19 protein-coding genes are annotated in these 23,083 nt (G+C 72.2%); 9 read left to right on the forward strand and 10 right to left on the reverse strand.

From position 1 onward, the window contains the following. Positions 1–293: 293 nt before the first annotated feature. Together UWG_RS0107165 and UWG_RS0107170 are read right to left on the reverse strand one after the other, a co-directional pair. Complete coding sequence (locus UWG_RS0107165; protein ID WP_029391240.1) at positions 294–803, reverse strand: hypothetical protein; 510 nt, start codon at positions 801–803, stop codon at positions 294–296. Between the two features lie 26 nt (positions 804–829). After that, entirely contained in the window at positions 830–2,182 is a 1,353-nt protein-coding gene (locus UWG_RS0107170) for an MFS transporter (protein ID WP_016906522.1), read from the reverse strand. 227 nt (positions 2,183–2,409) lie between these two features. On the opposite strand from UWG_RS0107170, the gene UWG_RS29615 reads away from it, so the two are divergent. Beyond that, positions 2,410–3,480, forward strand: a complete 1,071-nt coding sequence (locus UWG_RS29615) for a DUF3027 domain-containing protein (protein ID WP_016906523.1) — start codon at positions 2,410–2,412, stop codon at positions 3,478–3,480. Positions 3,481–3,582: 102 nt separating this feature from the next. After that, complete coding sequence (locus UWG_RS0107180; protein ID WP_016906524.1) at positions 3,583–6,798, forward strand: sacsin N-terminal ATP-binding-like domain-containing protein; 3,216 nt, start codon at positions 3,583–3,585, stop codon at positions 6,796–6,798. Positions 6,799–6,878: 80 nt separating this feature from the next. Here the strand turns inward: UWG_RS0107180 and UWG_RS0107185 are convergent, their stop codons facing one another. Both UWG_RS0107185 and UWG_RS0107190 read right to left on the reverse strand, forming a co-directional pair. Next, entirely contained in the window at positions 6,879–7,442 is a 564-nt protein-coding gene (locus UWG_RS0107185) for an AAA family ATPase (RefSeq protein WP_016906525.1), read from the reverse strand. Between the two features lie 203 nt (positions 7,443–7,645). Beyond that, a complete protein-coding gene (locus UWG_RS0107190; RefSeq protein WP_016906526.1) occupies positions 7,646–8,329 on the reverse strand; it encodes a TetR/AcrR family transcriptional regulator in 684 nt (227 codons plus the stop codon). A gap of 118 nt (positions 8,330–8,447) precedes the next feature. On the opposite strand from UWG_RS0107190, the gene UWG_RS0107195 reads away from it, so the two are divergent. Further along, entirely contained in the window at positions 8,448–9,950 is a 1,503-nt protein-coding gene (locus UWG_RS0107195) for an MFS transporter (protein WP_016906527.1), read from the forward strand. A gap of 45 nt (positions 9,951–9,995) precedes the next feature. On the opposite strand, the gene UWG_RS0107200 is transcribed toward UWG_RS0107195, so the two are convergent. Further along, positions 9,996–12,443 carry an HAD-IC family P-type ATPase gene (locus tag UWG_RS0107200; RefSeq protein WP_016906528.1) on the reverse strand — a complete coding sequence of 816 codons (2,448 nt, stop codon included), beginning with the start codon at positions 12,441–12,443 and terminating at the stop codon, positions 9,996–9,998. A 226-nt stretch (positions 12,444–12,669) separates the two neighbouring features. Next, positions 12,670–12,969 carry a DUF2530 domain-containing protein gene (locus tag UWG_RS0107205; RefSeq protein ID WP_193386420.1) on the reverse strand — a complete coding sequence of 100 codons (300 nt, stop codon included), beginning with the start codon at positions 12,967–12,969 and terminating at the stop codon, positions 12,670–12,672. A gap of 372 nt (positions 12,970–13,341) precedes the next feature. Between UWG_RS0107205 and UWG_RS0107210 the strand changes: the two genes are divergently transcribed. Further along, on the forward strand, positions 13,342–14,811 hold the full coding sequence (locus UWG_RS0107210) for an NCS2 family permease (RefSeq protein ID WP_029391241.1): 1,470 nt from the start codon (positions 13,342–13,344) through the stop codon (positions 14,809–14,811). Between the two features lie 65 nt (positions 14,812–14,876). Here the strand turns inward: UWG_RS0107210 and UWG_RS0107215 are convergent, their stop codons facing one another. Continuing rightward, a complete protein-coding gene (locus tag UWG_RS0107215) occupies positions 14,877–15,089 on the reverse strand; it encodes a hypothetical protein (protein ID WP_016906531.1) in 213 nt (70 codons plus the stop codon). Between the two features lie 275 nt (positions 15,090–15,364). Here UWG_RS0107215 and UWG_RS0107220 point away from each other — a divergent pair, with 275 nt between their 5' ends. From UWG_RS0107220 to thpR, 3 genes are read left to right on the forward strand one after another with little or no spacing between them, the layout of a single operon-like run. Next, positions 15,365–15,742 (forward strand): MarR family winged helix-turn-helix transcriptional regulator, encoded by a 378-nt coding sequence (locus UWG_RS0107220; RefSeq protein ID WP_050988526.1) that lies wholly within the window; start codon positions 15,365–15,367, stop codon positions 15,740–15,742. Between the two features lie 33 nt (positions 15,743–15,775). Continuing rightward, complete coding sequence (locus UWG_RS0107225; protein ID WP_016906533.1) at positions 15,776–17,212, forward strand: MFS transporter; 1,437 nt, start codon at positions 15,776–15,778, stop codon at positions 17,210–17,212. Positions 17,213–17,272: 60 nt separating this feature from the next. Continuing rightward, positions 17,273–17,872, forward strand: coding sequence for an RNA 2',3'-cyclic phosphodiesterase (gene thpR / locus UWG_RS0107230; protein WP_033196009.1), 600 nt, complete (start codon positions 17,273–17,275; stop codon positions 17,870–17,872). A 231-nt stretch (positions 17,873–18,103) separates the two neighbouring features. Here the strand turns inward: thpR and UWG_RS0107240 are convergent, their stop codons facing one another. Both UWG_RS0107240 and UWG_RS0107245 read right to left on the reverse strand, forming a co-directional pair. Next, on the reverse strand, positions 18,104–19,099 hold the full coding sequence (locus UWG_RS0107240) for an aldo/keto reductase (protein WP_016906536.1): 996 nt from the start codon (positions 19,097–19,099) through the stop codon (positions 18,104–18,106). Positions 19,100–19,303: 204 nt separating this feature from the next. Beyond that, entirely contained in the window at positions 19,304–19,978 is a 675-nt protein-coding gene (locus UWG_RS0107245; protein WP_016906537.1) for a GDSL-type esterase/lipase family protein, read from the reverse strand. A gap of 119 nt (positions 19,979–20,097) precedes the next feature. On the opposite strand from UWG_RS0107245, the gene UWG_RS0107250 reads away from it, so the two are divergent. Beyond that, entirely contained in the window at positions 20,098–21,096 is a 999-nt protein-coding gene (locus UWG_RS0107250; protein ID WP_029391242.1) for a membrane protein, read from the forward strand. Between the two features lie 112 nt (positions 21,097–21,208). Here the strand turns inward: UWG_RS0107250 and serC are convergent, their stop codons facing one another. After that, positions 21,209–22,327 carry a phosphoserine transaminase gene (gene serC, locus UWG_RS0107255; protein ID WP_016906539.1) on the reverse strand — a complete coding sequence of 373 codons (1,119 nt, stop codon included), beginning with the start codon at positions 22,325–22,327 and terminating at the stop codon, positions 21,209–21,211. A 240-nt stretch (positions 22,328–22,567) separates the two neighbouring features. Here serC and UWG_RS0107260 point away from each other — a divergent pair, with 240 nt between their 5' ends. Next, positions 22,568–22,981 (forward strand): PNPOx family protein, encoded by a 414-nt coding sequence (locus UWG_RS0107260; RefSeq protein ID WP_016906540.1) that lies wholly within the window; start codon positions 22,568–22,570, stop codon positions 22,979–22,981. Positions 22,982–23,083 lie beyond the last annotated feature (102 nt).

Consider the following 23,083-nt stretch of genomic DNA (forward strand, 5'->3'; position numbering starts at 1 on the left):
CGAAGACGGACGCCGCCCGACTCGCATCCGCCCCACCCGGAACGGCGATGCGCCGCATCTCGTAGCCGCCCGGCAAGTGAAGCGACCGCACCTCCGGCCGCTCTCCGGCACCCGAGCCCGCGGATGAGCCCTGCGCGGCCTCCCAGTCGAGAATGCCCTGCTCCACGGCCTTCCGCTCAGCGGAAACGGCAGTGACCACAAGCACCCGGCGACGACCGCTCGTCACGGCACCGGCCCCCGAAGCGCAAGCGCCGCCTCCCGCAGCGGTCCCGGGCCGTTCAACAGGTCAGGCCTCAGGACTCGTTCTTGAGCTTCAGATGCCAGACGCCCTTGGCAGTGCTTCCGTCCGTCTCGACGATGGCGAGCCGGGCCTGGTCGCTCATCGAGGTCTGGCCCGTCGGGCTCTGCTGCTGGAAGAACGCCTCGCCCGGCAGTGAGTAGTAGGTCTTGTTGATCGGCTGCGTCACGGGCTGCCCGTCGATGTAGATCGACCAGCCCGTCTCGGCCACGTCCGGCTCGACGCCCACTCGGAGCTTGTCGCCGGTTCCGATGGCGAAGGTGTCGCCCTTGTTCTCCTTGAGGCAACCGTCGAACTTCGACTGTGCGAGCGCCTTGCCGTCGTTGTAGCAACTCGCCTCGCTGGAGACGGAGTTGCCGCCGACCGTCGCCGTCGTCACCGGTGTGGGCGCGGCGCAGCCGGAGAGCGCCAGGAGGCCGAGGGAGGCGGTACCGACCGCCACGGCGGTGCGCACGGTGCGTCGGGACGGAGACGGCATGCGGTCCTGCCGCGTGGCAATGCTCATGTCCGCAGGCTACCGGGCGGTTGTGGTCAGGCTACGCGGGGGTGCGGCGTGCCGCGGCGCGCCGCGGAGACGAGTCCCCGTACGGACGTGAAGCACCCCAGCGCGACGATTCCGGCCGCGACCCCCATCCCCAACGTCCCCCACAGCGGCAGTGCGATACCGACGGTGCCGCCCGCGACCCAGGAGCACTGGAGCAGCGTCTCGGACCGAGCGAAGGCGGAGGTGCGGACGTGTTCGGGGACGTCGCGCTGGATGAGCGCGTCGAGCGAGAGCTTGCCGAGCGCCTGCGCGACGCCCGCGGTCGCGGCGACGGCGGCGACGGTCGGCGTCTTGAGGAGGACGGCCGCGAGGACGGCGACGCCGACGGCCACGCAGAGCACGCAGACGATGATCGCTTCGGGCGCCCGCGACCTGAGCCAGGCGCCGATCGCCGTCCCCGTCGCGTTGCCCGCCCCCGCGGCACCGGCGACGAGCGCGAGGAGGAACGCGGGATGGTGCCCGTCGAGCGGCTGTTCGCGGAGGAGGAAGGCGAGGAAGAAGGTGAGGAATCCGGAGAGCGCCCGGAGCGAGGCATTGGCGGCGAGCCCGTGCACGACGGAGCTGCCGACGGTACGCAGCCCCGGCCGCCGCCTGCGGCGGGCAGCGGGCTCGGTCTCGTGCGCGGCCTGCGGCTCTCCGGCGGCGAGGAGCGCGGTGCCCTCGCCCTTGGCCGAGTCGACCTTCGGGTCGAGGAGGAAGGAGAGGAAGGTCCCGAGGACGAAGACGGCGAAAGCCCCGTAGAGCGGCCACGCTTCGCCGACGAGGTGGAGTCCGGCCGCGACGGGTGCGGCCGCGCCGGTGGCGAGGAGCCCGGCGAGAGTGACGCGGGAGTTCGCCTTCACCAGGGGGACGCGTGCCGGCAGCAGTCTGGGCACGACGGCGGAGCGTACGACTCCGTACGCCTTCGAGGAGACGAGCACCCCGAGCGCCGCGGGGTAGAGCTCCAGCCCTCCGCCGGCCACCGCTCCGGAGAGTGCGAGCGCGAGGAGTGCTCTGGCGAGCATGGCGGCGGCCATGGCAGCACGCCTGCCGTGCGGGACGCGGTCGAGGAGCGGGCCGATGACGGGGGCGAGCAGGGCGAAGGGCGCCATCGTCACCAGGAGGTAGAGGGCGACTCTGCCGCGTGCCTCGCCCGTGGGCACGGAGAAGAAGATCGTTGACGCGAGGGCGACGGTGATGAGCATGTCGCCTGCCGAGTTGACCGCGTGGAGCTCGATGAGGCGCCCGAGCCCGGACTCTCCCGCGCCCTGCGCGTGGGTGGCGCGGCGGACGCGTCGCGCCAGGGCGGCCGGCGGCCGGCGCAGCGCGCGGCCGGTCCGTCGGAGCTTCTCGGCAGCCACGACCCACAGTGTGCACCCGGACGCGGTTGGGCACGGCATCCTCCGCGGGACCCGTGGGGTAGCGTGGGTTGCCGGTGCGCTCCGCACGGCCCTGAGCGCGGGCGCGGACGTCGCAGCGGCCCAAAGGTCCCGCTCCGTCCCTCTCCCGGCGCTTGCCGGCCGCCGTCGGACCGCGCATGCCGACAACGGCGCTACAGCGTAGGAGAGACGATTCTTGTGAGTGCTGCATGAGTGCCGCGACGCAGAGCCCCAAGCGGAGCGCGCGGAGCCGCCGCACCCCGGACCGGCTGTGCGCCGAGGCCGTCGGCCTCGCGAAGGAGGCCGTCGAGGAGGTGGCGGGTCCTGGCGCCGTCGGCGAGCACGTCGAGGCGGTGGCCGACGGGGACCGGGTGGTGACGCACTTCTTCGAGTCGCGTCAGCCCGGCTACCGGGACTGGCGCTGGGCGGCGACCGTGGCGCGCGCCTCGCGCGCGAAGGTGGTCACGGTCGACGAGACGGTGATGCTGCCCGGGCCCGACGCGCTGCGCGCCCCCGAGTGGGTGCCGTGGAGCGAGCGGCTGCGTGCCGGCGACCTCGGCCCCGGCGACCTCCTGCCGACGGACGCCGACGACCTGCGCCTGGAGCCCGGGTTCTCCGGCGAGGAGGCGCCGCCCCCGAACTCCGCCGTCTCCGCGGAGGCCGAGCGCGCGCAGGAGGCCCGCGAGTCCGACGAGTTGTCGGCGGCCGAGGACTTCGGCGACGTCAGCCCGGTCGGCGAGGACCTCGGCGAGGTGGAGCTGCGTACGGGCTCGCCCGCCGGGCCGGCGCCGGTGCCGACGCGTGCGCGGATCGCCGCCGTCGCGGAGGACCTCGGTATGGGGCGCGCCCGCGTCCTGTCGCGGTACGGGCTGCACACGGCGGCCGACCGCTGGGAGGAGGCGTACGGGCCCAAGTCACCGATGGCGCAGGCGGCGCCGGCCGCGTGCGTGAGCTGCGCGTTCCTCGTACCGCTCGGGGGCTCGCTGCGGCAGGCGTTCGGGGTCTGCGCCAACGAGTTCAGCCCCGCCGACGGCCACGTCGTCTCCTTCGCCTTCGGCTGCGGCGGGCACTCGGAGGCGGCCGTCATGCCGAAGCCGCCGCAGCCTCCGCCGCCCGTCCTCGACGAGACCAGGAACGACGTCCTCGAACTCGGCGGCACCGAGCAGGCCGTGGAGGCACCGGCCGCGCCCGAGGCCGACGCGGCGCCGGAGGAGAGCGAGGACAAGCCCCGCTCGGGCGGCGGGAAGTCGTCGAGGAGCCGCCAGCGCCGCAGGCGCTGAGCCGCCGGTTCGGGCCGCAGCGCGCCGGACGGGCCCGTCATGCCGTACCGTCACCGGGCAGACAGCATCCGAGGCGATCCGGGACGACGAGGAGAGTGCGGCGTGGACGGCGGCGGAGCGGTACCTGTTGGGCGCGCCCCGGAGGCGGACCCGTTCGGCACGGCCGCGTTGCGGCGCGGGGTCCTCGACGGCTGGACCGCCTCGGCCGCGCGGTTCCGTGAGGACGCCAACGCGGAGCAGGACCTCGTCCTCGGCGGCTACCGGGACCGCCTCGTCGTCGAGTTGGCGCAGAACGCCGCCGACGCGGCCGCACGCGCCGGCGTCGCGGGGCGGCTCCGACTGACCCTTGCCGACGGCGTGCTCGTCGCCGCGAACACGGGGGCCCCGCTCGACGCCGAGGGCGTCGCCTCGCTCGCGACGCTGCGTGCTTCGGCCAAGCGCGACGAGGCAGGCGGAGAGCGGGCCGCGGTGGGCAGGTTCGGGGTCGGCTTCGCTGCGGTGCTCGCCGTGAGCGACGAGCCGGCGGTGGTCTCCCGTACGGGCGGTGTCCGCTGGTCGCTGGGCGAGGCGCGTGAGCTCACCGCTGAACGCGGCGCCGACGCACCGCAGTTGCACGAGGAGCTGGCACGCAGGGACGGCCATGTGCCGCTGCTGCGGCTGCCGTTGCCGGCCGAGGGCGCTCCGCCCGAGGAGTACGAGACGGCGGTGGTGCTGCCGCTCCGGGACGCGGCGGCCGAGGAGTTGGCGCTGCGGCTGCTGGAGGGCGTCGACGACGCGCTCCTGCTCACCCTCCCCGGCCTCGCCGAGGTGGCGATCGAGGTCCCGGAGGGCACGGGGCCGCAGCAGGAGGGCCCGTCGCTGCGCACGCTCACTCGGACAACCGAGGAGCCGGGGCAGCCGGCGGAGAGCGGCGAGGCGGTGCTGCGCGAGACGCGTATCGACGACGTCTCGCCGCGGGGGACTGCCGTGACGCGCTGGCGCACCGCGTCCCTCGTCGGCGAGGCGGGGGCCGAACTCCTCGCCGACCGGCCGTTGGAGGAGCGTCTGCGTCCCCAGTGGTCGGTCACCTGGGCGGTGCCGGTCGGCGACGACGGCGGTCCGCTGACTCCGCGCACGGTGCCGCGGGTGCACGCGCCGACGCCGACCGACGAACCGCAGGGCCTCCCCGCGCTGTTGATCGCTTCCTTTCCCCTGGAGCCGACCCGGCGCCGCGTCGCGCCGGGGCCGCTCACCGAGTACCTCGTCGAGCGGGCGGCGGAGTGCTACACGGACCTGCTGCGCGGCTGGCGTACCTCTGCCGCCGACATCCTCGATCTCGTCCCCGGACAGCTCGGTACGGGCGAACTCGACGGCGAGGTGCGCGCCTCGGTGCTGCGCCGGCTGCCCGCCACCGCGTTCCTCGCGGGCGCGGCGAGGGAGGACGGGGCGCCGGTCGTGCTGCGTCCGCGGGACGCCGAACTCGTCGAGGGGGCGGGTGCCGCGACGGTCGAGGTGCTCGCCGAGCTCTTTCCCGCACTGCTGCCCGCCGGGTTGGAACACCGTTCCGAGCTGCGGGTGTTGGAGGTGCCGCGGATTCCGCTCGCGGACGTCGTCGACCGTCTCGCCGGTGTCGAGCGCGGGCCCGAGTGGTGGTGGCGGCTGTACGACTCGCTCGCCGGCGTCGATCCGGACCGCCTCAGCGGCCTGCCGGTGCCGCTCGCGGACGGCCGGACGACGATCGGTCCGCGCCACGTCCTCCTGCCGCAGCCGCCGCGCGAGGGCGTCGCGGAGTCGGCAGAACCCGCGCGCCTCGCCGGGCTCGGCCTGAAGGTGGCGCATGTCGCCGCGGCGCACCCGCTGTTGGAGAAGCTCGGCGCGACGCTCGCCACGCCGCGTTCCGTCCTCACGACTCCGCAGGTGCGCGCGGCTGTCGCCGGATCGCTCGACGCCGACGAGATCTGGCACCCGGAGCAACAGGGGCCGGACGCCGAGGAGTTGGCGGGGACCGTCCTCGCACTCGTGCGTGACGCGGGCCTCCAGCCGGGGGACGAGCCGTGGCTGGCGGCGCTCGCTCTCCCCGACGAGGAAGGCGAGTTGGCGCCCGCGGGCGAGCTCGTCTACCCGGGCAGCCGCTTCCAGCAGGTGATCCGCGAGGGCGAACTCGGGGCGTGCGACGCGGGGTTGGCCGAGGAGTGGGGGGAGCAGCCGCTCACCGCCGTCGGCGTGCAGGCGGAGTTCGCCTTGGTGCGCGCGCGGGACGTGGTGCTCGACCCGGACGAACTGGAGCCGCGCGACACGGAGTTCGCCGAGTCCGACGACCCGGGTCTCCTCGACGCCGTCGACGTGTGGTGCGAGGACGCGCTCGACCAGCTCCCCGAGTATCCGCTGCCGCCCGTCGCCGCCGAACTTGTCGCCGTCCGCGACCTCGACCTCGTCGACGACGGACGCTGGCCGCAGGCGCTGGAGATGCTCTCCGAACCGCCCCTGCGCGAGGCGCTCACCGAGCCCGTGCGCGTGCTGCCCGCGAGCGGCCCCGTCGCCAACGTCCGCGGGTACACCGCCTGGTGGCTCCGCGGGCACCCCGTCCTCGACGGGCGGCGCCCCGCCGGGCTGCGTACCGCGGGCGGCGATCCGCTGCTCTCGGGGCTCTACGAAGAGGTCGACACGGGCCCCGTCGCCGACGCGGGCGTGCTCCGCGCCCTCGGGGTGCGGACGTCGGCGTCCGCCCTCCTCGACGAGCCGGGCGGCGCCGCCGAGCTCCTCACGCGCCTCGCGGAGCCCGAACGCGCCGTGGACGCCGCGCAGTTGCACGGCCTCTACGGCCTGCTCGCCCTGCTCGACCCGGACGAGGTCACCCTCCCCGACGAGCTCCGCGCGGTCGACGCGTCGAGCGCCGGCACTCTCGTCGTCGACGCCTCCCGCGCCGTCGTCGCCGACGCACCCGATCTCCTCGCGCTCGCGGGCGACCGCCCCCTCCTCCCCGTACCGCCGCGGTACGCACGGGAGTTGGCGGAGCTGCTCGAGGTGGACAGGCTGAGCCGTGCGGTTCCCGGCGCGGTCTCCGGCGCCGGGACGGAGCGCGAGGTGCCGGCCCAGGTGAGGGTGGTGCTGCCCGAGGCACCCGCGAGCTACTTCGAGTACGACGAACTCCGCCTCGACGGCGTCGAGTCCGACTGGCGCGTGACCCCGGACGGCGCCGTGCACGCGGCGACCTTCGAGGGCCTCGCGGCAGGGCTGGCGTGGCGCACGGGCCTGTGGAGCCGGCGCTTCGAGACGGCGGCCCTGCTGGAGGACCCGTCGCGGGACGCGGAGTTGGCGCGGGCGCGCTGGTTCGACTGACGGCAGGTGGCAGTCGGCCGCGTGCCCTGTGCCGTGAGCGTGGGCTCGACTCTTCGCTTGGGGGGCACGGCGCGCCCACGTCAGCTTGTCCGGACGGCGGCGGTGTCGAGCACGAAGCGGGAACTTGCAACGGCGTCCGTCACCGTTCTCAGCGTGTCGGCCGGGGCTTGGCCCGTCGTATCGAGCGCGTGCGGCTCCAACGCCCGCAGGTCTGCGAACTGGTGCCACAGCGAGAGGATCGGGGCCTCCTCCACGAGCGCGTCAGGTGCCGTCCGCCCCTGAGCCCGGCGCACGGTCTCGTCCTGGGTGGGAGGCAGTACCACGTAGTGCAGGCGCGGAACGCCGAGGCCCGTGCCGACGTCACGGAAGTGGCCCAGCATCCAGGGGCCGACAACGCCGTCGACGACCGTCACGAATCCGCCCGTCGCATACGTGGACGCCGCACCTTGGATCACGCGCATGACGGTCCGGTTCTGGTCGTCGGACTCGGGAAGGTGCGGCGGGATCGCTCCCGACGCGATGGAGTGCCAGAAGTCGTCCGTATGCAGATGCACCGAGCGCGGGTACGTTCGCGCGAGCGCGCGAGCCGTGGTCGACTTCCCCGCCCCCGGCGGCCCGGTCACGATGATGACATCGGCAGTCATACCCCGCACGCTACCGCCGCTCACGAGCCGTGACCGGTGCTTTCGGTCGAGACGCGACTGCGGTCGCTCCCTCGTGGAGCCTCAGTCTCCCAGGGACTCCACTCCGGGCCGCTCGTCCGCTTCGGGACGGCGGCGCCGCGGAAGCCCCGTCGTGCGGCGGGGAGTCGGCGCGGTCGCGCCGGATCGGTCGACGTGCTTCGGCCTCATGCCCGTGCGCCCTTCGCCGCGAGCCCGGCGAGGACGAGGTCCCAGCCTCGCGCGAACTCCTCCTCCCGCTCCTCGACTCGGGAGAAGGACGACGCGAGCAGCGGGTACTCCGAGGCGCGGGACGCGAGGCGCTCGGCGACCGCCGTACGGGTCGCCTCCTCGTTCGCGCGGTGCCCCCACACCGCCTCCGCCTGCGCCGAGCCGATGACGTAGTGGCTGACGACGCCGGCCGCCGCGGCGAGGCCGGACTCGTCGAAGCCGGCCGAGGCCAGCGCCGCGTACGCGTACTCCGTCGCGCGGAGCGCCTGCGGCCCGGCGAGCGGCCGCGTCCCTGCGAGGTGGGCCGCCCACGGGTGGGCGAGGAGGACGGCGCGGAGTCCGGTGGCGAAGGCGGTGAGGTCGCGGCGCCAGTCGTCGCTCGGCGGGGGCGGGTCGAGTTCGCCCAGTACCGCGTCGAGCGCCAGGTCGAGGACGTCCTCCTTGGTGGCGACGTGCCAGTAGAGGCTCGTGGCGTGGGCGTCGAGGCGGGCCGCGAGGGTGCGCATGCTGAGCTTCTGGGCCCCTTCGCCGTCGAGGAGTTCGACGGCGGCGGCGACGATGCGCTCGCGGGAGAGCTGCGGTCGCGCACGTCCGGTGCGCTCCTCGCGGAACCACACCGCTCCGGCTTCACCCTTGGTCACTCGCTGCCTCCCCGCCTCTGACCGCCTTCCGGGAGCCTACCTCCCCGCCGACAGCGCTTGCCTTCCCATACAGTGTTGGATAGCGTCCGTCGGTGTTGGTCAAACCTGGGGAGACGCCGTGGACGAGACGACGCAGCCGACCCGCTTCCGCTCCGCCGAGCGGCCGGGCCACCCGCGGCGATGGTCGATCCTCGCCGCCCTCTGCGCTGCGCTCCTCCTCGTGGTGGTCGACAACACCGTCCTCCACGTCGCCCTGCCCGCGCTCGGACGCGCCTTCGACGCCTCGATCGGCGACCTCCAAGGCGTCCTGGAGGCGTACGTCGTGGCCTTCGCAGGACTGCTCATCACCGCAGGCGTCCTCGCCGACCGGTACGGCAGGCGACGCGTGCTGCTCGTCGGGCTGCTCGTCTTCGGCGCCGCCTCCGGGCTCGCCGCCGCGGCGCCGGGCGTCGGCTGGCTCGTCGCCGCGCGCGCCGCGATGGGAGCGGGGGCGGCGCTGGTGATGCCGTCGACGCTCGCCGTCCTCGTCGACGTCTTCCCGCCGGGGGAGCGCGCCCGCGCCTTCGCGGTGTGGAGCGCGGTCGCCGCCGTCGCCATGGCGGGCGGGCCGCTCCTCGGCGGTGCGCTGGTGGACGCCTGGAGCTGGGCGGGGGTGTTCCTCGTCAACGTGCCTGTTGTCGCGGGGGCTTGGGCCGGGGTGGTGCGGCTCGTCCCCGAGTCGTACGGGGACCGGGCGCGGCGGCTCGACCTGGCAGGGGCCGCGCTGCTGACGGCGGGGCTGGGCGGCGTCGTCCTCGCCGTCGTCGAGGCGCCGGAGCGGGGCGCGGACGCGCGGGTACTGGGGAGCGGGGCGCTCGGCTGCGTGCTGCTCGCGGTGTTCGCGGTGCGCACGAGGCGGGTGGCGTATCCGCTCGTCGACCTCGGGCTGTACCGGGACCGGCGGTTCTCGGGGGCGAGCTTCGCGGTCGCCGTGCTCACCGTCGCGACCGGCAGCATCCTCTTCGTGCTCGCGCAGTACCTCCAACTCGTCCTCGGGCTGAGCGCGTTCGGGACGGGGCTCGCCGCGGTGCCGCTCGCCGCAGGCGTCGTCGTCGGGTCGTTCTTCGGCGGGCGGGCTCCCCGGCGGTTCGGCGAACGCGCCTGCGTCGTCGGCGGGTTCGCCGTCACCGCGGCGGGATTCGCGGTCCTCGCGACGCTCGGCACGGGGAGTCCGCTCGCGGCCGTCGGCGCAGGGCTCGCGCTCGCCGGGCTCGGCTCCGGCTCCGGGGGGCCCGCTGCGACGAGCGCGGTCCTCGGCGCCGTGCCGCCCGAGCGCGCGGGAGCCGGCGCCGCGCTCAACGACACCCATCAGCAGCTCGGCATCGCGCTCGGCGTGGCACTCCTCGGCAGCCTCCTCGCCGCCGCGTACAAGGTGCGTCTCCCGGACGGCGTCCCCGACGGCGCGCGCTCCTCGCTCGCCGCGACCCTGCGCCACACGTCGCACGCGGGAGACGCCGAACTCGCCTCCGCGGCGCGTACGGCGTTCGCCGGCGCACAGTCGACGGTGCTGTGGACGGCGGTGGCCCTCGCGCTCGCCGGCGCGTGCGTCGCACTGCTGACCGTGCGGGAGCCCCGGGCATGAAAGCGGGGCCGGCGGCGCACCACCGGCCCCGCTCCAACGCGCCTGCTACGCGGGGAACTTCCTCCCGACCAGGCGCCAGACGAACTCCAGCGCGACCCCGGCCACCACCGAGATCCCCACCGCCGTCCACGGCACCGTCGTGCCCACCAGCTTCAGCGCGAAGAACTCCTGGAGGAACGGCGTCACCAGGACCACGACGAACGCCACGCCCATCGTCAGCACCAGACCGATCCGCCACCAGGTGTAGGGGCGGGCGATGATCGCGAGCACCCACATCGCGATGAGGAAGAGCGTCAGTGTCGCGGCGCTCGTCTCCGCGGAGAGCGCTTCCGCACCGCCGTACTGGCTGCGCGCGAAGAGGTACGAGCAGAACGTCGCGGTGCCGGCGACGAGGCCCGCGGGGATCGCGTACCGCATCACCCGGCGTACGAAGTGCGGCTTGGCCCGCTCCTTGTTGGGCGCCAGCGCGAGGAAGAACGCCGGGATGCCGATGGTGAGCGAGGAGAGCAGCGTCAGGTGCCGCGGCAGGAACGGGTACGGCACCTGCCAGAGGATCACCAGCAGAGCGAGGAGCACCGAGTAGACGGTTTTGGTGAGGAACAGGTTGGCGACCCGCTCGATGTTGCCGATCACCCTGCGGCCCTCCGCGACGACCGAAGGCAGCGTCGCGAAGCTGTTGTTGAGCAGGACGATCTGCGCGACGGCCTTGGTCGCCTCGGAGCCCGAGCCCATCGAGACGCCGATGTCGGCGTCCTTCAGCGCGAGCACGTCGTTGACGCCGTCGCCCGTCATCGCGACGTGGCGTCCGCGGGACTGGAGGGAGCCCACCATGTCCCGCTTCTGCTGCGGCGTCACCCGGCCGAAGACGGCGCCGTCCTCGATCGCGCGTCCCCGCTCCTCCTCGTCGTCGGGGAGCTTGCGCGCGTCGACGGGCGAGTCCGCGCCGGGGAGGCCGAGTTCGCCGGCGACGGCGCCGACCGAGACCGCGTTGTCCCCGGAGATCACCTTCGCCCTGACGTCCTGTTCGGCGAAGTAGGCGAGGGTCTCGGAGGCGTCGGGGCGGAGGCGCTGCTCCAGCACGAGGAGCGCCGCGGGCTTCGCGTCCTCGGCGATCCGCGGGTCGTCGAGGCCGAGGTCGGTCCTCGCCTCGGCGAGGAGCAGCACCCGGAGACCCTGCGCGTCGAGGTCGGCGACCTCGGCGAGCGCCTCCTCGCCCGCGGCGAGGAGGACGTCGGGGGCGCCAAGGAGCCAACTGCGCCCCTGCGACTCGGAGGCGCCGTCGTCGACGAAGGTGGCGCCGCTGTACTTGCGGGCCGAGGAGAACGGCAGCGTCGCCGTGAGCCGCAGACCGGCCCCGCGCTCCGACGGGTACGCGTCGGCGATCGCCCGCAGGCTCGCGTTGGGGTGCTGGTCGGAGGCGCCGAGCGCGGCGAGGACGCGCTCGTACGGCGCCCGGTCGTCGGGCTCCGGCTGCCCGAGGGGCCGCAGCTCCCGTACGTCCATGCCTCCTTCGGTGAGCGTCCCCGTCTTGTCGAGGCAGACCGTGTCGACCCTGGCGAGCCCTTCGATCGCGGGGAGCTCCTGGACGAGGCAGTGCTTGCGCCCGAGTCGTACGACACCGATCGCGAAGGCGACCGAGGTGAGCAGTACCAGTCCTTCGGGGACCATCGGCACGATGCCGGCGACCATCCGCCGGATCGCCTCGCTCACGTCGTGCTTCTGCACGACGAGCTGGCTGAGGACGAGGCCGATCGCCGCCGGGACCATCATCCAGGTGATGTACTTGAGGATCTGGCTGATCCCGCTGCGCAGTTCGGAGTGGACGAGCGTGAACCGGGAGGCTTCTTCGGCGAGTTGCGCCGCGTACGCCTCCTTGCCGACCTTCGTCGCGGTGAACGCCCCGCTGCCGGCGACGACGAAGCTCCCCGACAGGATGCGGTCGCCCGGCTGCTTGACCACCGGGTCGGCTTCGCCGGTGAGGAGCGACTCGTCGATCTCCAGCCCGTCGGCCTCCGTGACCTCGCCGTCCACGGGGCACTTGTCGCCGGGCGCGAGCTCCACGAGCTCCCCGAGGACGATCTCCCCCGTCGGGATCCCGACCTTCGCGCCGTCCCTGCGCACCGTCGGCCTCGACTCCCCGATCACCGCGAGGCTGTCGAGGGTCCGCTTGGCGCGCAGCTCCTGGATGATGCCGATGCCGGTGTTGGCGATGATGACGAAGCCGAAGAGCCCGTCCTGGATCGGACCGACCACCAGAATGATCAGGAACAGAACGCCGATGATTGCGTTGAACCGCGTGAAGACGTTGGCGCGGACGATGTCGGCGGTCGACCGACTGCTGCGCACCGGCACGTCGTTGACCTCGCCGCGGGCGATCCGCTCGGCGACCTGGGACGAGGTGAGCCCCGTCGCGGGGGTGCCGGGGGCGCCCGGTGCCCCCTCGGCGTCGCGGTCCTCGGACGGTCCTGCTTCGGTGCCTTTCGGGTGCGTCATGTCCCGACCGCGCCCTCGGCGCTCGATCGGGGCGCGTACACGCCGCGCCCCGCGGTCCTGCGAGTCGACTGGGGCCACATGTTCCGGCATCGCTCCTTGACTGGGGTGGTGGTGCACGCCCGGACCGCCGTCGGCCTGCGGCGGGTGGGCCGGTTGGTGCGGGTACTGCGAGAGACGTCCGGGCACCGGCTCCAGTTGCCCGGTGGGGCGCGCCGCTCTCCTCGGTTCAGGCGGAGGAGCCGGACGAGGCGGCGGGACCGGAGTCCGTCGGCCCGGCCTCGGCGGCGGCCCGGCGGATCGCCGCGTCCCGTCGCCGCACGTACCAGATGCCTACGCACCCGAGGCCGGCGCCCGCGGCGCAGGTCCACACCCACCAGGTGTGCCCGTGCTCGTCGAACCATCCGTAGAAGGGGAGTTGCACGAGGAACAGGACGAACCAGACGAGGGTGCCGCCGATGACGGTGCCCACGACGTTGCCCTCCAGGGGCTCGGGCGCCTCGTGTTCGCCGTTCGTCCACTTGCCCATCAGGCCCATCGCCCTCGGCTCCCTCTCTCCGGTTCTCGGCGCTGCCCCGTATCTTTCAGCCACCGGACGCGGGTTCGTGCACCGGGGTGCCCGGAGCGTGGTACTCGTCCCGTACGGAAGGCCGCCGGGCGTTGTCGTTGTGACCCTCCGCGCCGGGTCCGTGGCTGTGCGCGGCTCGCAGGTTCCGCACTTTCCTGCTCGAAGCCGGTTTCCACCCTAACCAGCCGCGGAAGGGTTCTACGCGCGGAGATGGCGATCACTCGACTCGTTTGTTCATACTGATGCCCGTTGGATCTGACTGGATTCTTTCGTTGGATGACCCAAGATGATCTAACTCCCCGCCCCCAGGCCCAGTTCCCTCCGAGGTCATGCATGCCTTCTTCGGCCAACCCGGTCGATACTGAGAGCAAGGATTCTCAGCCGCCCGCCCGCAGCAACGCCTTCGATCGCTTCTTCCAGATCTCCGCACGCGGCTCCAGCGTGACCAGGGAAATCCGGGGCGGTCTCGCCACCTTTTTCGCGATGGCCTACATCATCGTGCTGAACCCGATCATCCTCGGCGCCGGCACGGATAAGTACGGTCACCAGCTCGACAACGCCCAACTCGTCACCGCCACGGCACTCATCGCCGGCCTCACCACCGTCCTGATGGGCGTGATCGGGAACGTGCCGATCGCGGTCGCCGCGGGCCTCGGCATCAACGCGGTCGTCTCGCTCCAGCTCGCCCCCAAGATGAGCTGGCCCGACGCGATGGGCATGGTCGTCCTCGCCGGCCTGGTGCTGATGATCCTCGTCGCCTCGGGGCTGCGGCAGCGCGTCATGGACGCCATCCCCAACGGGATGCGGCGGTCGATCGCGATCGGTATCGGCCTCTTCATCGCGCTGATCGGGCTCGTCGACTCCGGCTTCGTGACGAGGAACCCCGACGCCGCCAACACCACCGTGCCGCTCGGTCTCGGCCAGGGCGGGCAGCTTCAGGGCTGGCCCGTGCTGATCTTCGTCCTCGGCCTGCTGCTGATGTTCGTCCTCAAGGTCCGCAAGGCCAAGGGCGCCATCCTCATCGGCATCGCCGTGATGACGGTGGTCGCCATCGTCATCAACAGCCTCGCCGTCATCCCGGACGACGCCTGGGGACTGGCGGTCCCGACCGTCCCCGACTCGCTGGTGGGCACCCCCGACTTCGGACTCGTGGGCCAGATCAGCCTCTTCGGCGGCTTTCAGGAAGTGGGCATCCTCACCGGCTGCCTCTTCGTCTTCACCGTCCTGCTCTCCGGGTTCTTCGACGCGATGGGGACGATCATCGGGGTCGGCGAGGAGTCGGGCCTCACCGACGACAAGGGGCAGCTGCCGGGGATGGGGCGCATCCTCATGATGGACGGCATCGGCGTCGCCGGCGGCGGACTCGGGTCCTGCTCGGCGAACACCTGCTTCGTCGAGTCGACGGCGGGCGTCGGCGAGGGGGCTAGGACGGGGTTCGCCAACCTCGTCACCGGTGGCCTCTTCCTGCTGGCCCTGATCTTCACGCCGTTGGCGACCGTGGTGCCCTCGCAGGCGGCGACGCCCGCACTCGTCGTCGTCGGTTTCATGATCATGGCGTCGAACGTGCGGGGCATCGACTGGGACGACCTCACCGTCGCCGTCCCCGCGTTCCTGACGATCATCTCGATGCCGTTCACGTACAGCATCACCAACGGGATCGGCGTCGGCGTCGTCGCTTTCATCGCGCTGCGGGCCGCGACCGGGCGGATCCGCACGGTGCCGTGGCTGCTCCACGTCGTCGGCTTCTTCTTCCTCGTCTACTTCCTGCTCGACCCCATCGAGCAGGTGCTCGGCGTGAAGTAGCCGTTCGCGTACAGGCTCACTGCCGGTCGGTCCTCGGGGGATCGGCCGGCAGTGTCGTGCGCGGCTCAGTTGCGGTCGGGCTCGCCGTAGAAGCGCTGCGTCTCCTCGACCGCGGTGCGGAAGCGCTCGTCGAAGTCGTCTCTGACGAGTCTGCTGAGGACGTAGTCCTGGATCGTCATGCCGCGCTTGGCCGCGTGCTCGCCGAGCCTGTCGAAGAGCTCGCTCTCGACGCGCAGGCTGAGCACTTTCGTCTGGACGTGCGAGGTCGTCGGCGTCATATGTCCACCGTCCCGGCCGCTTGCGCGGATCTGCCGATTTTCCGTGCGAGCTCACTCGTACGTGTGAGCCCCATGGGTGGCGGGCGGCCAACGGCGGTGAGACCCCTTCGAGTTGGTCTTTAGTTCAGGTAATGAGTTACCCTAAGGACATGCCGGAACAGCACGCTTCCCCTCGCGGCGCGGCCGAGGACGAGCAGACAGAGAGCGCGGGCGCCGCCGCGGCCGGCGTCACCGGAGCCGACGCGGAAGCGGTCAACGCCCTGCGCTCCGCCGTGATGCGCCTCTCCAGGCGCCTCAGGCACCAGCGCGTCGACGAGACGCTGAGCCCGGCCGAGATGTCGGTGCTCGGCACCCTCGCCCGGTGCGGCTCCGCGACACCGAGCGAGCTCGCCCGCAAGGAGTACGTACAGCCGCCCTCGATGACCCGCATCGTCGCGATGCTGGAGACGAAGGGGCTGGTCCGGCTGGAGCCGCATCCCGAGGACCGCAGGCAGAAGGTGGTCATGCAGACCGAGCAGGCAGAGTCCATGCTCGCTGCGTCACGGACGAAGCGGAACGCATGGCTGGCCGAACTCGTCGTCGAGCTCGACGACGAGGACTGGGCCACCCTGCGGGCCGCCGCACCCGTACTGGAGAAGCTCGCACGTCTGTAAGGAGAACGTCGAAGCCGAGGAGGCGAACCCGGATTGAGTACGGGCCACGGAGCACACTCCGCACCCGGACCAGAGGACGAGAACAACAGCCGTAACCCGCAGTCTGCCGGCCCCCGTGCGCAGGGAGCCGATGCACGCGAGCCCGAGCTCCGGAAGATCGAGGGGGCGCGCGACAAGGCCGGGAAGCCCTCGATGTTCAGCTCGCTGCGCATCCGCAACTACCGCCTCTTCGCCGGGGGGCAGGTCGTCTCCAACACGGGGACGTGGATGCAGCGCATCACCCAGGACTGGCTGGTGCTCAGCCTCACGGGTTCCTCCACCGCCGTCGGCGTCACCACGGCGTTGCAGTTCCTGCCGCTGCTCCTGTTCGGCCTCTACGGCGGCGTGATCGCCGACCGGTACGCGAAGCGGAAGCTTCTGGTGATCACCCAGACCGTGATGGGGCTCACGGGGCTGGCGCTCGCCTTCCTGACGCTCAGCGGGAATGTTCAGGTCGGCCACGTGTACGCGTTGGCGTTCGTCCTCGGTCTCGTGACGGTCGTGGACAATCCGGCCCGGCAGACGTTCGTCTCCGAGATGGTCGGTCCCGATCAACTGCGCAATGCGATCTCGCTCAACTCGGCCAACTTCCAGAGCGCCCGGCTCATCGGTCCGGCCGTCGCCGGTGTGCTGATCTCCGCCGTGGGGAGCGGGTGGGCGTTCCTGCTCAACGGGGTCTCCTTCATCGCGCCCGTCTGCGCGCTGCTGGCGATGCGCCGTGCCGAGCTCCATCCGACGGAGCCCGTCGTGCGGAGCAAGGGACAACTGCGCGAAGGACTGCGGTACGTGCGCGGGCATCCGGAGCTGCTCTGGCCGATCGTGCTGGTGGGGTTCATCGGCACCTTCGGGTTCAACTTTCCGATCTGGCTGACCGCCTTCACGGACAACGTCTTCCACAGCGGTCCGGGCACGTACGGGCTGCTCAACTCGCTGATGGCGATCGGCTCCGTCGCCGGCGCCCTGCTCGCCGCGCGGCGGCGGGCGACCCGGATGCGGATGCTGCCGCTCGCGGCGCTCCTCTTCGGTGTGCTGGAGATGGCCGCTGCGGTCTCGCCCTCGTTCTGGCTCTTCGTCGCGTTGATGGCGCCGATCGGGATCGTGGGGCTCACCTTCAACGTCACGGCCAACGCCAGTGTGCAGATGGCCTCAGAACCCGCGATGCGGGGGCGTGTGATGAGCCTGTACATGATGGTCTTCATGGGCGGCACGCCGATAGGCGGGCCGATCATGGGGTGGATCACCGACACCTACGGGGCCCGGATCGGCTTCCTGAGCGGCGGGTTGATCTCCGCCGTGATCTCGGTCACCGTCGCGCTCGTCCTCGCGCGGGTGAGCGGTCTGAGGCTCCGGGTCGACCTGCGGCGCGGTCATCGGCATGTGCGGTTCGTGCCGGCCGAGCGGGAGCGGAAGCAGGTCGCCGGGGTGGTGTGAGCCGGCCGGGGTGGTGCGCCGGGGGTCGCGGTCGTGCGGCGGGTGCGCGAGGGTCTCCTCATGAGGCTCTTCGCCGCTCTGCTGCCGCCGGAGCACGTGCTCGCCGAACTGGTGGGTCCCGTACGGGAGTTGCAACGGCTGCCCGGTGCCGAGCGGCTCCGGTGGACGCCGCGGGCCGGTCGGCACTGCACCCTCGCCTTCTACGGGGAGGTCTCCGACGAGCAGTGCGAGCGGCTCGTCGGGCGCCTCGCACGGGCTGCGGGGCGGAGTGATCCGCAGCGGCTGCGTATCGCGGGCGGTGGACGGTTCGGTGACCAGGTGCTGTGGGCCGCGGTGCGGGCGGTCCACGAGGACTCGGACGCCGCGGTGCGCCGGCTCGCGTGGGCCTCGGCTGCCGCCGGGAGGCGAGCCGGCGTGACGGTGCCCGAGGGGCGCGGTTTTACGGCGCACCTCACTCTGGCGCGTGCGCGGGGGCGCGGTGGGTCGGTTCGGCTCGCGCCGTTCGTCGACGAACTGGACGCGGTGGCCGGTACCCCGTGGAGGGCCGACGCGCTCGCCCTGGTGCGGTCGAAGCTGCCCGTCGGCGGGGTCGAGGGCGAGCAGCCGCGGTACGAGACCGTGGCGACGTGGCCGCTCGGGAGCGGGCGTACGCCGGCGTGAAGAGGAAGAGCCGGGCTCCGGGAGGGGAGCTGTGCCCACACCGTTACGGTAGGGGTGTGGATGCGAAGACCAGAATGCGGATCGTGAGTGGGGCGCTCGTCCTGCTCTTCGTCGTGGTGGCCGTGGCGGCAGCGTTCGGCAACTGACGGCCGCGGCCTGCGGGTTCGGACGGAACCCGGGGTGAGGTACGTCGTCGGCGGGGCCCCGCGGCGGCCGCGGGGCCCCGCGACGTCACCAGGCGAACGCCTCCGGTGCGGGGCCCGGGCCCGGGAAGGTCTCGTCGAGTGAGGTGAGCAGCTCCTCGTCGAGCTTCAACTCGACGGCGCGCAGCGCCGAGTCCAGCTGTTCCCGGGTGCGCGGGCCGACGATCGGGCCCGTCACGCCGGGCCGGGTGAGCAGCCAGGCCAGCGCCGTCTCGCCCGGCTCCAGGCCCGCCTTGTCCAACAGGTCCTCGTACGCCTGGACCTGGGAGCGCACCTTCGAGTTCGCCAAAGCATCGGCGGAGCGGCCCGAGCTCGAACGCGACGAGCCGCCCTCGCGCTCCCTGCGGATCGCACCGCCGAGCAGGCCGCCGTGCAGCGGCGACCAGGGGATGACGCCGAGACCGTACTCCTGCGCCGCGGGGATCACCTCCATCTCCGCCCTGCGCTCGGCGAGGTTGTAGAGGCACTGCTCGCTGACGAGGCCGTACATGCCGCGGGCGGCGGCCTTCTCGTTGGCCCGGGCGATGTGCCAGCCGGCGTGGTTGGAGGAGCCGGCGTAGAGGATCTTGCCCTGCTGGACGAGGACGTCGATCGCCTGCCAGATCTCCTCCCACGGGGTGGTCCGGTCGACGTGGTGGAACTGGTAGAGGTCGATGTGGTCCGTCTGCAGGCGGCGGAGGCTGGCCTCGACCGCCTGGCGGATGTTGAGGGCGGAGAGGCGGGACCGGTTGGGCCAACCCTCGCCGTCCGTCTCCATGTTGCCGAAGACCTTCGTGGCGAGGACCGTCTTCTCGCGTCGGTTGCCGCCCTTGGCGAACCAGTTGCCGATGATCTCCTCGGTGCGGCCCTTGTCGGGGCCCCAGCCGTACACGTTGGCGGTGTCGAAGAAGTTGACGCCTGCTGCATGGGCGGCGTCCATGATCGCGTGGCTTTCGGGCTCGTCGGTCTGCGGGCCGAAGTTCATCGTGCCGAGCACGAGTCGGCTCACCTTGAGTCCAGTACGTCCGAGCTGCGTGTACTCCATGACGGTAGCCAAGCGGGTGGAGGGGGCTCGAAGCAAGCGGTGGACGGGGGTGGGGACAGGTGGGGTGAACTGGGGGCTGGGAAAGCGAGGTTGGGCCTCGGGGCGTGGGTGGGAATCGAAGGTTGCGCTCCGAGCTTCGGGGGGCAATCCTTGCTACCGAGCCCCGAGCCCCGAGCCCCGAGCCCCGAGCCCCGAGCCCCGGGGTTACTCGGTGTCGGGCCTTCGGTACGCCTCCCCGATGCCCCAAGCCTGGTGGAGCGCGTCGGCGAAGGAGGCGGCGATGCGGTGCTCGCCCTCGGCCGACGGGTGCGTGCCGTCGTAGGTGTCCCGCGCGACGTCCCAGTCGGGCGGGGCCGACGCGAGGAGGAGGGGAGCGTCGGGCGCCGAGAGGTCCGCGACGGCCTTCTCCAGGAGTACGTCGAAGTGGGCGCAGCTCTCGGCGAATTCGGGGTCGTGCTCCGCACGGACGTTGCGGAGCACGGGCAGTACGGCGACCCGTAGCCCCGGGTTGGCGGTGCGCGCGGCGAGGAGGAAGCGGCGCACGTTCGCCTCGGTCTGTACGGGGTCCGTGTAGAACCCCAGGTCGATGAGCCCGAGCGAGACGAGCAGGGTGTCGGCACGGTGCGCGGTCACGGCGTCCGCGACCTCGGGCGCGTGGTGGAGCCAGCCGAGCCCCCAGCCGGCGAGGTGCCGCCGCGCTTCTTCGGGGAAGTCGTCGGCCGCGTAGGCGTGCGAGCCCTCGCGGAGCGCGGTACGCGGGCCGACGATCCGGAACGGTGTCTCGCAGGTGCGCACGAGGTGCTGCCACATCCGGTAGCGCCAGGTGAAGTCGCCCGCGGATCCGAGGGTCATGGAGTCGCCCACGAAGAGAACGCGCATGGGTACATCGTCTCCGAGCCGGCGTGCACGCGGGAGTGCGGGACCCGCACGGGCGTCGGGCCGTCGTCGTGCGACGTCCCGCGGCGCACAAACCTCCGCGGATGTTGGAGACTTGGTTCATGTCTGTGGTTGTGCGTGCAGCGGGTGTCGCCTGCGCCGTGGTCGTCGCCGCGCCTTCGGTGGCGGTGGCCGACGGCGTCGACGGCTTCACCATCAAGGACCCGCGGATCACCGAGTCGAGCGGACTGGCCGCCAGCCGGGCACACAAGGGCGTCTACTGGACGCACAACGACTCGGCGCACTCCCCACTCGTCTACGCCGTCGACGGCCGCACCGGCAGAACCGTGGCGACGGTGACGCTCCAGGGCGTGGAGATGCGCGACGTCGAGGCGATCTCCGTCGGCACCGACGGCAACGTCTACGTGGGCGACATCGGCGACAACCGCGACGGCACCTGGCCCGAGGTCTGGATCTACCGCTTCAGCGAGCCGAAGGAACTCGGCGACACCACGCTCACCCCCACCCGCTACACGGTCCGCTACGACGACGGTCCGCGCGACGCCGAGTCGATGATGGTCCATCCGAAGACCGGCCGCGTCTACATCGCGAGCAAGAGCAACGCGGGCAAGGGCGGTCTCTACGCGGGCCCGGAAGAGCTCTCCCCGCAGGGCGTCAACACGTTCGAGCGCGTCAAAGACATCGATCTGTGGGCGACGGACGGCGCCTTCTCGCCCGACGGCACCCGGCTGGTGCTGCGCGGCTACTTCACGGGCGAGATGTACGCATGGCGGGGAGGCAAAGCGGAGCTCCTCGGAAGTGTGCCGGTGCCCATCCAGCGCCAGGGCGAGTCGGTGACGTTCACGCTCGACGGACGGACCCTCCTCCTCGGCAGCGAGGGCGAGAACAGCTCCGTCGAACCCGTCGAACTGGACGGGAAGTTGCTGCCGGAGAGCGCCGCGAAGGAGAAGGAGTCCGGCAAGCCTTCCGAAGGAGGCGCGGGCGACGGCAGCGGGTCCGACGAAGAGGGCAGCGACAAGACCGTGGTCGGAGCCGGCGTCTTCGTCGCCGCCGTGTTCGCATGGCTGGGCCTGCGGCGGCTCTTCAGGCGCCGCGACTGAGCACAGGCGCCCCCCCGTCCGCCTTTGCGCGACGCGCACGAGGCCCCTCACCCGCGGGCCGCGGGTGAGGGGCCTCAGCAGCGGACGATGCCCGACGGGACCGGTCCTGCGCTCAGATGTTCTCCACGACGTAGTCGACGCACGCGGTGAGCGCTTCGACGTCGTCCGGTTCGACGGCGGGGAACATCGCGACGCGGAGCTGGTTGCGGCCGAGCTTCCGGTAGGGGTCGGTGTCGACGATCCCGTTGGCGCGGAGCGTCTTGGCGACGGCGGCCGCGTCGATGTCGTCGTCGAGGTCGATCGTGCCGACCACCTGGGAGCGCTGCGCGGGGTCGGAGACGAAAGGCGTCGTGTACTTCGCGTCCTCGGCCCAGCCGTAGAGCCTCCGGGCGGAGTCGGCGGTGCGGCGCACCGCCCAGTCCAGGCCGCCGCGGCCGTTGAGCCACTCGAGCTGGTCGTTGAGGAGGAAGAGCGTGGAGAGCGCGGGGGTGTTGTACGTCTGGTTCTTGCGGGAGTTGTCGATGGCGGTCTTCAGGTCGAAGAACGCGGGGATGTGCCGGTCCGAGGCGGCGATCCGCTCGGCGCGTTCGAGCGCGGCCGGTGAGAAGACGGCGATCCACAGGCCGCCGTCTGCGGCGAAGGACTTCTGCGGCGCGAAGTAGTAGACGTCGGTCTCGGCGACGTGCACGGGCAGGCCGCCGGCGCCCGAGGTGGCGTCGACGAGGACGAGGGCGCCCTCGTCGGCGCCGGCCACGCGGTTCAGCGGCATGGCGACGCCGGTCGACGTCTCGTTGTGGGTCAGCGCGTAGGCGTCGACGCCGGCCTCGGCCTCCGGGAGGGGGTGGGTGCCGGGCTCGCCGGTGATGACCGAGGGTTCCTCGAGCCACGGCGCCAGTTTCGCGGCCTTGGCGAACTTGGAGGAGAACTCACCGAAGGAGAGGTGCTGGGACCTGGAGTCGATCAGGCCGTGCGTCGCGATGTCCCAGAAGGCGGTGGAGCCGCCGTTGCCCAGGACGACCTCGTATCCGTCGGGGAGTTGGAAGAGGTCGCTCACCCCCTGGCGCACCTTGCCGACCAAATCCTTGACCGGTGCCTGGCGGTGTGAGGTACCGAGGAGCGAGCTGCCGGTCGCGGCCAGCGCACTGAGTGCCTCCGTGCGTACCTTGGACGGGCCCGAGCCGAAGCGACCGTCGGCGGGCTTGATGTCTGCGGGAATCTGGAGATCAGCCACAGAGCGAGGGTAGTCCCTCTGACGCGATCGGGAAGCGGGCGTTTCAACTCCCGAGATCGCGACTGAGACATGGCGGCGCGCGGAAGATTGGATTCCGCTTCCGTCGCCTCGTGCGTTGTCGTCGCGTCATCCCAGGTCAGGGCGGTGGGAGGGGGAATCTGGCGGTCCGGTCGGGCGGAGCGGCTTCCGCGAGTGGCTCAGTTCGTTTTTCCGGAAACGTACTCGGGTACCCCGGCGGGCATGACCACGCCGACGACCGGGCTGCAGCTCTTCGCCCGAGAGAAGCGGGTGCGGCTGACGACGTACGAACCGGAAGGTACCCCGGTCGCCGGGCGCTGCGCGCTCGCGGTCGAGGGCGACCGCGCGTACGTCCGCACCCATGCCAGAGCGAGGAAGAACGTACGTATGGAGCGGTTCCCCGAGGCGGAGATCACACCGGCTTCGCTGGGCGGTGCGCCGACGGGCGCGCCGATGATGGCGAAGGTCCGGCGGCTCCACGGGGACGAGGCCCGCCACGCGGCGGGCGTCCTCGCGAAGCGGCACCCCTTGGTGCACGGGCTCGGAGTCCCGCTGGGATACGCCCTCATGTTCGACAAGCCTGTCCATTACGAGGTGCGTCTCGTCGGCGAGGAACGCAGGGCGCCTCGGCGGTGAGGGGCTGGCTCGGGCGGGCGTGGTCTTGGTTGCGGCGTGCCCGAGCGGTACGCCTTGTCGGGGCTCGGGGCTCGGGGCTCGGGGCTCGGGGCTCGGGGCTCG

Origin of the sequence: Streptomyces xiaopingdaonensis (genome assembly GCF_000262345.1) — a bacterium.
Lineage (GTDB): Bacteria > Actinomycetota > Actinomycetes > Streptomycetales > Streptomycetaceae > Streptomyces > Streptomyces xiaopingdaonensis.

Coding starts and splice junctions, on each gene's coding strand:
- UWG_RS0107165 (WP_029391240.1), bottom strand. CDS start 803: ATGAGCATTGCCACGCGGCAGGACCGCATGCCGTCTCCGTCCCGACGC.
- UWG_RS29615 (WP_016906523.1), top strand. CDS start 2,410: ATGAGTGCCGCGACGCAGAGCCCCAAGCGGAGCGCGCGGAGCCGCCGC.
- UWG_RS0107185 (WP_016906525.1), bottom strand. CDS start 7,442: ATGACTGCCGATGTCATCATCGTGACCGGGCCGCCGGGGGCGGGGAAG.
- UWG_RS0107200 (WP_016906528.1), bottom strand. CDS start 12,443: ATGACGCACCCGAAAGGCACCGAAGCAGGACCGTCCGAGGACCGCGAC.
- UWG_RS0107205 (WP_193386420.1), bottom strand. CDS start 12,969: ATGGGCAAGTGGACGAACGGCGAACACGAGGCGCCCGAGCCCCTGGAG.
- UWG_RS0107210 (WP_029391241.1), top strand. CDS start 13,342: ATGCCTTCTTCGGCCAACCCGGTCGATACTGAGAGCAAGGATTCTCAG.
- UWG_RS0107215 (WP_016906531.1), bottom strand. CDS start 15,089: ATGACGCCGACGACCTCGCACGTCCAGACGAAAGTGCTCAGCCTGCGC.
- UWG_RS0107220 (WP_050988526.1), top strand. CDS start 15,365: ATGCGCCTCTCCAGGCGCCTCAGGCACCAGCGCGTCGACGAGACGCTG.
- thpR (WP_033196009.1), top strand. CDS start 17,273: ATGAGGCTCTTCGCCGCTCTGCTGCCGCCGGAGCACGTGCTCGCCGAA.
- UWG_RS0107240 (WP_016906536.1), bottom strand. CDS start 19,099: ATGGAGTACACGCAGCTCGGACGTACTGGACTCAAGGTGAGCCGACTC.
- UWG_RS0107245 (WP_016906537.1), bottom strand. CDS start 19,978: ATGCGCGTTCTCTTCGTGGGCGACTCCATGACCCTCGGATCCGCGGGC.
- UWG_RS0107250 (WP_029391242.1), top strand. CDS start 20,098: ATGTCTGTGGTTGTGCGTGCAGCGGGTGTCGCCTGCGCCGTGGTCGTC.
- UWG_RS0107260 (WP_016906540.1), top strand. CDS start 22,568: ATGACCACGCCGACGACCGGGCTGCAGCTCTTCGCCCGAGAGAAGCGG.